10 protein-coding genes are annotated in these 10,732 nt (G+C 60.0%); 8 read left to right on the top strand and 2 right to left on the bottom strand.

All coding sequences use genetic code 11. The features are described 5' to 3' along the window. Window positions 1-227: 227 nt before the first annotated feature. The 4 genes from BN1123_RS15330 (at window position 228) to BN1123_RS15345 (ending at window position 6,052) form a co-directional block, all read left to right on the top strand. The gene (locus tag BN1123_RS15330; protein ID WP_042028067.1) at window positions 228-1,118 is read left to right on the top strand and encodes a DMT family transporter; all 891 of its coding nucleotides are present in this window, start codon (window positions 228-230) and stop codon (window positions 1,116-1,118) included. A gap of 120 nt (window positions 1,119-1,238) precedes the next feature. After that, on the top strand, window positions 1,239-3,176 hold the full coding sequence (locus BN1123_RS15335; RefSeq protein ID WP_042028069.1) for a methyl-accepting chemotaxis protein: 1,938 nt from the start codon (window positions 1,239-1,241) through the stop codon (window positions 3,174-3,176). 489 nt (window positions 3,177-3,665) lie between these two features. Continuing rightward, entirely contained in the window at window positions 3,666-5,117 is a 1,452-nt protein-coding gene (locus BN1123_RS15340) for an OprD family outer membrane porin (RefSeq protein ID WP_042028070.1), read from the top strand. A gap of 107 nt (window positions 5,118-5,224) precedes the next feature. Beyond that, window positions 5,225-6,052 carry an SDR family oxidoreductase gene (locus BN1123_RS15345; protein ID WP_042028072.1) on the top strand — a complete coding sequence of 276 codons (828 nt, stop codon included), beginning with the start codon at window positions 5,225-5,227 and terminating at the stop codon, window positions 6,050-6,052. Between the two features lie 83 nt (window positions 6,053-6,135). Here the strand turns inward: BN1123_RS15345 and BN1123_RS15350 are convergent, their stop codons facing one another. Next, window positions 6,136-6,468, bottom strand: a complete 333-nt coding sequence (locus BN1123_RS15350) for a DUF1904 family protein (protein WP_042028074.1) — start codon at window positions 6,466-6,468, stop codon at window positions 6,136-6,138. An 87-nt stretch (window positions 6,469-6,555) separates the two neighbouring features. Here BN1123_RS15350 and BN1123_RS15355 point away from each other — a divergent pair, with 87 nt between their 5' ends. The 4 genes from BN1123_RS15355 to BN1123_RS15365 all read left to right on the top strand — a co-directional run bounded on the left by BN1123_RS15355 (window position 6,556) and on the right by BN1123_RS15365 (window position 10,012). Next, window positions 6,556-7,446, top strand: a complete 891-nt coding sequence (locus BN1123_RS15355; protein WP_042028075.1) for a TraB/GumN family protein — start codon at window positions 6,556-6,558, stop codon at window positions 7,444-7,446. A 121-nt stretch (window positions 7,447-7,567) separates the two neighbouring features. After that, window positions 7,568-7,738 (top strand): DUF3149 domain-containing protein, encoded by a 171-nt coding sequence (locus tag BN1123_RS21010; protein ID WP_082037553.1) that lies wholly within the window; start codon window positions 7,568-7,570, stop codon window positions 7,736-7,738. A gap of 99 nt (window positions 7,739-7,837) precedes the next feature. Further along, window positions 7,838-8,419, top strand: a complete 582-nt coding sequence (gene smrA, locus BN1123_RS15360) for a DNA endonuclease SmrA (RefSeq protein WP_042028077.1) — start codon at window positions 7,838-7,840, stop codon at window positions 8,417-8,419. Between the two features lie 114 nt (window positions 8,420-8,533). After that, on the top strand, window positions 8,534-10,012 hold the full coding sequence (locus tag BN1123_RS15365) for a carboxypeptidase M32 (protein ID WP_042028078.1): 1,479 nt from the start codon (window positions 8,534-8,536) through the stop codon (window positions 10,010-10,012). A 72-nt stretch (window positions 10,013-10,084) separates the two neighbouring features. Here the strand turns inward: BN1123_RS15365 and BN1123_RS15370 are convergent, their stop codons facing one another. Then, the gene (locus BN1123_RS15370) at window positions 10,085-10,486 is read right to left on the bottom strand and encodes a VOC family protein (RefSeq protein ID WP_042028079.1); all 402 of its coding nucleotides are present in this window, start codon (window positions 10,484-10,486) and stop codon (window positions 10,085-10,087) included. Window positions 10,487-10,732 lie beyond the last annotated feature (246 nt).

The following is a 10,732-nucleotide window of genomic DNA, read 5'->3' on the forward strand; positions in this document are numbered from 1 at the left end:
CCGCCATCAAGACAGAAAAAGGTACCCAAAGCAGGTCACTTTTCCACATGTATTTGGGGTTATTTCTGGCCATGATCAGGCATCTGCCAGATCACCGATGGCCAGAATGCGGCCAGTTCTACGGCCTTTACGCTTTTCGGATAAAAACCACGTCACCGAAAACAAAACCTCTCTGCTAGACTGGCTCTCTTTTTTATCATGTCGTGCATCTTGCAAAGGAGTGTTGGATGTCTGCTTCTTCCTGGTGGGACAGGTCCACCGGTTTCGCCCTGCTGACCATACTGCTGTGGGCCTCTCTGGCAGCCCTCACCTCCAGAGTCACCAGCGTATCGCCACTGGTATTGGTGGGCCTGGTGCTGCTGTTTTGCGGCCTGGGGGCCTTGCCATTCTGGCGCCAGTGGCGAGCCAGCCCTCTCACCTGGCTGGTCACTGTGACTGCCCTCTTGTTCTACCACCTGTTGCTGTTCATGAGCTTTCGCCACGCTCCCGTGCTGGAGGCAAACCTCATCAACTACTTGTGGCCCCTGTGCATCATACTGTTCACCCCCCTGATGCTGCCGGGTCACCCACTGCAGGCCCGCCACCTGCTGGCCGGAGCGCTCGGCCTGACCGGCTCCGTGCTGGTGATGGTCAATGGCGAGCTGCAACTGCAACAGGCCTATCTGCCCGGTTATCTGCTAGCACTCGGCGCCGCCATCATCTGGGGCGGCTATTCCGTACTCTCACGCCGGCTTCCCCCGGCGCCGGCGGTCGTGACGGCGGCAGCCTGCCTGCCCGCGGGCTTGCTAGCATTGCTGCTGGCCTGGCTACAGGAGGGGCCCCTGCCCCTTACACAGATCCCGACCGGTGACTGGTGGCTTATCATCGGATTGGCGATCGGTCCCATGGGGGCCGCCTTCGTCACCTGGTATCTGGCGCTGCGGGACGGAGATCCACGCCGGATCGGTGCCCTTGCCTATCTCACGCCACTGTTGAGTACTCTTCTACTGGTGCTGCTCAACGGCGAGCAGCTCACACCCCGCCACCTGCTGGCCGGCACTCTCATCATGGGGGGGGCCCTGCTCGGTATGCAGGGCAAACGAACCACCCCGGCACTGGCAACGGCACACCCGAAGTAACGGTCGGGCGCCTGGCGCCCTTGCCACCAAGGCGCGCAAGGCTCCTGTCATAAAAATGCCACGCATCCTGTTTAGCCTCACGCCATGCTCCCCATGGTCTGTGCATACAGGAAGATCACAGTGAAAATCGCCCATTACGCCACCCTCTCCTCCCTCGTCTTGTTGCTGGTTGCTGGAGGGCAGGCGTTGGCCCTGCTCCACGGCTGGCAGCAACTGGGCCAGAGCAATCTCGCCCAACAGCAGCATGAGGCTCGCCAGCAACTGATCACCGTCTCCCTGCAAGATACCCTGCGCGCCTATCTGGATAGTGGCGATCCGCAGCGACTCACTGAAGCGCAGGCGCTGCGCCAGCAAGCTCTGGAAAGCCTGACGGGACAACCCGATGCTCTGGCAGGGCCACTGCGCCAGCAGCTGGCAGCGATGGAGCAGCGGATCGCGCACGACTATCTTGCCGCCGGCAAGCTCTCCGGCAACAGCCAGTCACTGCTGCAACATGCCGAAAACGAGCTCGCTGGCCAGGCCATTACCCTGTTGCGTTACGCCGGTTCGGGCAACTCCGACGAGCAAGGGTCAGTCGCCCGGCAATACCGGGAGGGAGCCGCCACCGTGCTGGCCAGCCTGCCGGGACTCGCCCATCTGCGCGAGCGTTACATGGCGCAGGGCAGCGACAAGTTGCTCGAGGGGATCCGCTTCGAACTGGACGCCCTGCAAAAACAGGCGGAGCAGCTGCAAGCCCTGCCTCTGCTTGGCCGCTATGAAGAGGCGCCGGCCGATGAATTCACCCTGGGTGAGCCACAACACCAGGAGCTGGGTGAGCAGCCCCGCAGCGAACTGCTGTCGCTGATCAAACGTTACCCACAGGAACTGGCCAACAGCCGCAAGGCGCTGGGACAGCAACAGGCGGGCCGTCAGGCGATACAGGAGGACATCTTGCAGATGCTGCAGGCAACTGGGCAGATGGGAGAACAGCTCGCCCAGGCGCGTCTGGCGGTGACCCGCCACCTTGCCACCATACTGGGTTCCCTGGCGTTGTGTCTGGTGCTGGTCGCGCTGCTATTTGCCCTGGTGCAGCGCCGCTGGCTGCTCAGGCCACTGCTGCGGTTGCGCAGCGCCTTCCTGCTACTGGATCAGACCGGCCAGGCCGATCCCCTGCCGACGGGGCGCGAGCGCAACGAACTGGCGGATATCGTCGCCAGCTACAACCGTCTGATCGGACGCCTGCAGCAGGAACAAAAACACAAGGCCGGCCAGCTGTCGGCGGTATCCACCAGCTTGCAGGGCATGGTCAATCAGGTCGATGAAATCCACCAGAGCACCCGCACCACGGAGCAGGTGGTCGACGAGAGCGGTCAGATGATGGGAGAGCTCAACCAGCTGGCCAGCGAAGTGCATCAGGTTGCAGCCGAGATAGCCCGGCATGCCCATCACAACGAACAGGCGATGAGCGAGAGCGAAGGGCTGGTCGGCAATATGCTGCACGCCACCCATCAGACCGGGCTCGCCATCGACGAGAGCGACGAGGCCCTGCGCGCGCTCAGGGGATCGGTCACCGAGGTTTCCGCCATTGTCGATGTCATTGGCCACATCGCCCAGCAGACCAATCTGCTGGCCCTCAATGCCGCCATTGAAGCAGCCCGGGCCGGTGAAGCCGGGCGGGGATTTGCCGTGGTCGCGGATGAAGTGCGCACGCTCTCGGCCCATACCCAACGTTCCCTTGACCAGATCACCGACATACTGACACGGCTGACCCACTCGGGTGAGCAACTTGCCACCGTGCTGACCCGCATCACCAGCGAATCCGGCAGTCAGCGGGTCCAGGCCGAGCGGTTGCGCCAGACTACCCTGGCAGTGCGGGAAATCGCCCGCAACACGGCGGTGATCGCCCTGCAGGGGGCGGACAACGCCAAAAGCCAGGAGCACAAGCTTGCCAACTTTGCCGACCTGATCGCCCGCATCCATCAACATGCGCACCAGGTCAGCCAGCTGTCGGTCCAGGTTTCATCCCACATCCATCACCAGGCCCAGCAGATCCCCCGCATCCTCGGCCAGCAAGGCTAATCCGCACCATTCGCCCAACTCACTCCGCCATGGCGGGTGAGTTTTTTTGTATCGCAAAATTATATGTTGCATACGGGTTATACCCGCACCGGCATAACCCTGCAGGATACGCAGGTTCCACCACCCTGACGGCAAGCAAGAAAACGTTCTCATTGCCGTCATACGGGGGATGAAACGGTATGAGAGCGGCCGTCACGATTATTTGCACTCGGTCATATTTTTGAAACTTGGTGGGAACTTTTAATTGATATTTCGCACCGCGAACGTACTCTTGAGTTGTCCGATAGCCAAGGATCGGAACACAAAAAACACAATTAGTGATGAACAGAGCTGCCCACCGCAGATGTGCCAAGACGTCGCGGCTGCAGACCAGATACAACGATTTTTTTGCCCTTCGGGGTTTTGATTGCAATGCCAATACCGAGCGGTAGGCCTGCTGCCAACTGCCGGAACAAAAAAGCTAAGTCCATAAAATCAGGAGCAATAAAAATGGAAAAAGTGATCTTCAAGCGCGCCGCTTTGAGTGCCGCTGTGGTAGCCGCGCTGGTCGCCCCCGGTATGGCGTTGGCAGCCCAGGACATGATGAGCCCGGAATACGGCAAATCCTATGAAGCCTTCGTCAATGATTCCAAACTGACTGGCGGCCTCTTCTACTTCCAGCGTGATCGTCAACGCGTGGAAGGCCCCATGATGGCAGACCCTAACAATCCCGGCAAAGAGATACCGAATCCCAATACGGGGCGTTATAAATCCAACCTTAGCCATGCAACTGCCCAAGTTGCTCTTAACTTCAATTCTGGTTATGCCTGGGACATTATCGGCTTAGATCTGGGTGGATTTGCGGCCTATGACTTCTCCGTTGACGAATCAAATGGGGTTAACGAAGAAAACGAATTTTCTTTCTGGGGTGACAGCTGGTCACAAACCGATGGCGTACCTGAAAATGGTGCGAGCCTTTCCACTGCTGCCCTAAAACTTAAATTCATGGATGGTGCGATCACCGCTAAAGGCGGTTACACCCAGCTCTACGTACCGGGTCAGATTGGTGTCAACTGGTCCTACCAGCCGGGTACCTACCGTGGTGGCCAGGTTGAAGGTAACTTCGGCGGTCTCTACCTGACTTACGCCATTGCTGATGAGTACAAAGCCCCATGGTTTAAGAATACCAATGGGTTCTCCAAAGCTGGTAACTACGCTGGCGCAGACACCCAATACTCCGATGAAAACAAAATCGACTATATCCACGCCCTCGCTGCTCGCTACACCTTTGAAAATGGCACCGCCGTTACCGGTTCTTTCGGTCAGTCCGAAGGCTATATGGATAGCTACCATTTCAAACTGGCACACAAGTTTGACATCTTGGGTGGTTTGAATACCAGCTACCAATTCTATGGTTCTGACACCACTGGCAACAATGACTATGATGGCTTGGCATGGCAACAAGCATTGACCGCAGCATGGGGTATGGGCCCGTACGGCTTCCGCCTGGAAGGGATGTGGACCAAAGCGGAAGGTGATATGGGGAACTATCTGCCCCGTTTGACCAAAGGCTATGGTAATTCCCAAGGCGCGAACGAAATTTGGTGGGATTCCCGCTCCGACTGGAATAACAACAATGAGAAAGCTGTATTTGCCGGTGTAACCCGTACTTTGGATGACTTGGTTGGAGCTCCGGGCTGGACCGTTGGTGTGTCAGGGGCCTATGGCTGGGATGCTGAACACGGCACCGATCCGAACCGTAAAAATGGTGAGGAGTGGGCGACCAACTTCGACGTTATGTACACAGTTCAAGATGGCAAGCTGAAAGGTACCCTGTTCAAGCTGCACTTTACTGACTACAACAACAAACAAGACGAGATGGGTAGCTGGTACTATCCGAACATGTTCACCTCTGAGCGTGACGTCAAGTTTCACATCATCATGCCGTTTACCATCATGTAAGCAGGCAATGATTGTCAGCAAACCGGGCCAGTCGGCCCGGTTTTCTTTTTTCCGGCGCTCGGGCTACCATGCGCCTCGACTCCCCTCAGGTTACAAGGAAGGTTCTCATGTCCCGTTTTGTGCTGATCACCGGCTGCTCCAGCGGCATAGGGCTGGCCGCCGCCAAGGCGTTGGGGGAGCACGGTTTCACCGTGATCGCCTCGGCCCGCAAAGCGGAGGATGTGACCCGGTTGCAGCAGGAGAGATTGCTGGCAGTGCAACTTGATCTGGCGGATCCCGCCTCCATCGAGCAGGGGGCTGGCGCCGCGCTGGCATTGGCGGGAGGACGCCTCTATGGTCTCTTTAACAACGGTGCCTACGGCCAGCCTGGCGCACTGGAAGACCTGCCTACCGAGGCGCTGCGCGAGCAGTTCGAAACCAACCTGTTTGGCTGGCACCACCTGATCCGTCAGGTTCTGCCCGCCATGCTGGCGGCAAGAGAGGGTCGGATAGTACAAAACAGCTCTGTGCTGGGGCTGGTGGCCATGAAGTATCGCGGCGCCTACAACGCCAGCAAGTTCGCACTGGAAGGGTACAGCGATACCCTGCGCCTAGAGCTGGCCGGCAGCGGCGTGCATATCAGCCTGATCGAGCCCGGGCCCATCGACACCCGTTTTCGCGCCAATGCCCGCTCAGCCTTCCTGCGCCACATCGATCCGGCGCAAAGCCGCCATCAGGTCGCCTACCAGCAGACCCTGAGCCGGCTGGAGCGTGAAGGCGGCGCCCGCGGCTTTACCCTGCCAAGCGAAGCCTGCATCCCGCCGCTGCTGCACGCCCTCACCAGCAAGCGGCCGCGCCATCGTTACCCCGTTACTTTTCCAACCCGACTGTTTGCGATCTTGCGCCGCCTGTTGCCAAGCCGCTGGCTGGACCGGATCCTCGCCAAATCGGCCTGAACCGGGCAAGCAGCCCATCCAGGCCCTGCCCGACGCTCCCGAGCCGGGGCAAACCGCTGGCACGACGCGCACCGTCGTCTCGATCAGTAGTGCTCGCCGTTGCTGTAGTAGGCGCTTTTCACCATGGGGATCACCTGTACCACCACATAGGTCTGCTCCCCCAATGCTGCCTTCAGATGGCGGGTGATGAGCCCGGCTGCCGCGTCCTGCATCGCTTGTGGTCGCTCGAACCAGTGCAACTCGACGAAGGGTGAGCCCGTCTCCACCACGCCATTGCGCACCTGACAGCTGTCGATCAGCTCCATGGTGACAAACTCCGGCTTGCCGCCGGTCAGGGTGCAAAACTCGGCCAGCAGCGGACCACTGATCTGCTGCAAAGTGTCGAGGGAAATGGCGCGAAAACGAAAATGGGGCATGGCAAACCTCTTGGTTATCTGAATGGAGGTCTTATCATAGGGTTTATAGTCATGAAGAGAAGCCACCCTACACACATAAGGCGCCCCATGAAATTTCACCGCACACTGTTTTCCTTCCTGCTCTGCCTGCTGTTGCCGCTGACGGCCCTGGCCGACCCCGCTTTCTACCGGGTCAGCAAGGGTGATGAGCAGCATTGGCTGATGGGCTCCATTCATGCAGGCAAGCCCACGCTCTATCCGTTGCCCGAGCCTGTCGAACGCGCCTGGCAGCAGAGTCGCGCCCTGGTGATGGAAGTCGACATGAACAGCATCAGCCAGGAGCAGTGGCAGGGGATGGCCTCTCTCACCCAGCTCAACGATGGCAAGAGCCTCAAGGAGTACCTGCCTGCCGAGCTCTACCAGCGCACCCTGATGGCGGGGGCCCGCTATGGTCTGGATGAGGCGACCCTCTCGCCACTGCGCCCTTGGTTTGCCGCCATTACCCTCACCCAGGCGGCCATGGCCAAAACCGGCTTTGACAGCCAACTCGGCATCGATCAGCACTTTGCCGGATTGGCAGCCAAAGAGGGCAAACCCGTCGTCGGCTTCGAAACCCTGCTGGAACAGCTCGGTTATCTCGCCAGCGTCGGTGACAACCAGACCCTGATGCTGGCCAGCACCCTGGACGAGCTACCCATGCTCGAGAATGCCTTTACCGCCGTGATGAAGGCGTGGCAACAGGGGGATGAAGCCACCCTCATCAATCTGCTCAAGGAGGAGATGGCTCCCCCCGCCCTGCAGAGCTGGATGGAGCAGACCCTGCTGGCGGAGCGCAACCACAACTGGCTGAAAAAATGGCCTAGCCTGCCGAACGAAAGCTTCATCGTGGTAGGCGCCCTGCATCTTTACGGCGAACAGGGGCTGCTGGCCCAGCTGGAGCAACAAGGGTGGCGCATCACCCCCCTGACCCAGCCAACCGTGAAGCAAGGAGCCCAGTGAGAACGATCACAAATCGGCGTGGATGTTTAATAACCATCCACTGAGTTGATCGGGATCATCTCCCTACGGATAAAGAGGTATTTATCATGCCTGTCATCAATCGGGTGACAGGAGCAACAAAATGGATTTTTGGCTGGATCTGATGTTTGGCAACAGCGTGGGGCTGATGTCCATGCTGGTGGTGATAGGTACCTTCTTGCTGATCAGCTCTTATGCGGCCTACTTCATCTACAAGGTGATGAAGTCGCAGCCGCCCAAGGGAGAGCAGCAGCCCCATCACAACGAGTCGTAACAACCCAGGGCGGCCGGCCCCGTCTGACCGCCTGTCCCGTTTTCCGTCCCGCTTCCCGCCGCTATAATGGCTCCCACTTTTTCTGATGGGGAGCCTGCCGTGTCTCATAACGACGAACTCTCGCTATTTCTGAATGAAGTGGCCGATGTCAGGCCCATTCGCAGCGATCATATCCATCCCCAAGTGGGCAAACCCACCCCGACCGAAGCCCAGTTGGCCCGCCGCCAGGCCGCCACTGCACAGCAACTCGAGCTCGATCACCTCACCATGGAGGCGATCGAGATGCGCGATCCCCACGAGATCGTCGGCTTCAAGCGCGACGGTGTACAGGAGGGGGTCTACAAGAAACTGCGGCTCGGCAAATACGAGTTGCAGGCGAGCCTGGATCTGCACCAGAAGACCCTCAACGAGGCGCGCCAGGCTCTGGTGCAATTTGTTCAGGATTGCGAGCAGCGGGACATCCGTTGCCTGCTGATCCTGCACGGCAAGGGGGAGCGCAGCACACCACGCGCTCTGCTCAAAAGCTATGTGAGCGCCTGGCTGCCGCAGTTGCCGGCGGTGATGGCCATCCACAGCGCCGAACGTCGCCACGGTGGCAGTGGCGCCCTCTATGTGCTGCTGCGAAAGAGCGAGCGCAAGAAGGCGGAAAACCGCGAACGTCACCAGAAGCGCCTCGGCTGACCCGGCCAATCGGCAAACATGGCGCAGGGCGTCATGGCAGTGATAGCATCGAGCTGCCCCGATCATGCCAGGTACGGGGTGCATAGCATCAGGGACGATAACAAGGACAATCCCATGTCATATCAAAAACTTGAACAACATCAGCAACAGCTGCACCGCTTCTCCCATCTCTCGGCCATCTGCGGCTGGGATCAGGCCGCCATGATGCCGGAGGGGGGCAATGAGGCCCGCGCCGAGGCCATGGCGGAGCTCGGTCTGCTGATCCACCACAAGCGTACCGCTCCCGAACTCGGCGACTGGATTGCCAAGGCCGAAACGGAAGCGCTGGATGAAGTGCAGCGCGCCAACTTGCGCGAGATCAAGCGCCAGTGGCAGGATGCAAGTCTCTTGCCCGGTGAGCTGGTGGAGGCGCTGTCGCTGGCCGGCAGCAAGTGCGAACACGCCTGGCGTAGCCAGCGCAAAAACAACGACTGGGCCGGTTTTGCGCCAAATCTCGCAGAAGTCGTGAAACTGTCGCGGGAGGTCGCCTCCTTGCGTGCAGGGGCCCTCGGCGTGCGCCCTTACGACGCCATGCTGGCGCTCTACGAGCCCGGCATGACCAGCGCCCGGCTCGACGAGATCTTCGGCGATCTCGCCAGCTGGCTCCCCTCCCTCATCCAGCAAGTAAGCGAGCAGCAAAAGAGCGAAACCATCCTGATCCCGCAAGGCCCCTTCCCCATCGCCAGCCAGCAGGCGCTCGGCCAGGAGGTAATGGGGCTGCTCGGATTTGATTTTGCCCACGGTCGCCTTGATGTGAGCAACCACCCGTTCTGCGGCGGGGTGCCGACCGATGTGCGCATCACCACCCGCTACAACGAGCAGGAGTTTGTCTCCAGCCTGATGGGCATAGTGCACGAGACCGGTCACGCCCGTTACGAGCAGGGGCTGCCGCGCCACTTGCTGGGCCAGCCGGTGGCCGAGGCGCGCTCCATGGGCATTCACGAGAGCCAGAGCCTGTTTTGCGAGATGCAGCTGGGCCATGATCCCGCCTTCCTCGCGCTCCTGGCGCCACGCATTCGCACCCACTTTGGCGAACAGCGGGCCTTTGCACCGGCCAATCTGGCCAAGCTCTATAACCGAGTCGAGCCCGGCTTTATCCGGGTCGATGCGGACGAGGTGACCTATCCGGCTCACGTGATCCTGCGCTACGAGCTGGAGCGCGACCTCATCGAGGGACGCATCGAGGTAGCGGACATCCCCGAGCTGTGGGATGCCAAGATGCAGCAGTGGCTGGGCCTCTCTACCAAGGGCAACTACCAGAATGGCTGCATGCAGGATATCCACTGGACCGACGGCTCGTTCGGCTACTTCCCGAGCTATACGCTCGGTGCCATGTATGCGGCACAATTGCGTTTCGCGCTGGAGAAGGAGCTGGGCAGCATGAGCAACCTTCTTGAGGCGGGCCGTCTGCCGGAGATCTTCACCTGGCTGGGCCGCCACATCTGGTCCCAGGGGAGTCTTCATGACACAGACGAGCTGGTGCGCCGCGCCACCGGCGAAGCGCTGAACCCGCACTGGCTGCGCCTGCATCTGGAACAGCGCTATCTGAAGTGATGGCCTGACACTGTGACATGAAAAAACGGGGCAGCCTGGCTGCCCCGTTTTTTTATCGCACGCCTGGCGGATTCAGTGTGACTCGGGGGCCCCGAGAAACTCCCGCAACTGCAGGATGTTGCCTTCCGGATCAAAGGCATTACGCAGCACAAAGCCGGGGCCTGACCACTGCTGAGGCAACAGGCCACCGCCGAGATCGGCTGCCTTTGCCTCCGCCCAGGCGAGACTCGGCACGGTAAAGAACAGCTTGATGGCACTACGCTCTCTCAGCTCGGGGGGCTGGCTGACCTCGATCTGGCCTGCATAGGGCTCCGGGATAGTGTGGAGCAGCAGCTGGAAATCGCCGTTCTCCAGCACCACCAGCTGCTCATCCTGGCTGAGAAGATCCATCTGCAACAAGGTGCGATAAAAGTGGGTCAGCAAACCGGGATCTTTGGAATAGATCAGGGCGCCGGCACGGGCAGGACCAAGCATGGGCAATCCTCCTTGTGTGTCAGGATCCCAGCTTGTCACAGTTGCCGGCCCGGTTCGACCTTTTCGTTGAAGCCGGTGCGGATGCCTTGTTGCTAGTGCACAAAATGCCACTGCTTCAGCGCCAGCACGGGGGCAGGCCCAAGTTCCGCGCCAAGATCCGCCAGTCCGAGCGCCTCGTCATAGTGCACGCCGCCTGCGCCGCTCTCGTTCAGATATTTGGCGCGCACCGCGCCATACAGCCCGCCA

The sequence above is a fragment of the Aeromonas enteropelogenes genome (assembly GCF_000819845.1).
Taxonomy (GTDB): domain Bacteria; phylum Pseudomonadota; class Gammaproteobacteria; order Enterobacterales; family Aeromonadaceae; genus Aeromonas; species Aeromonas enteropelogenes.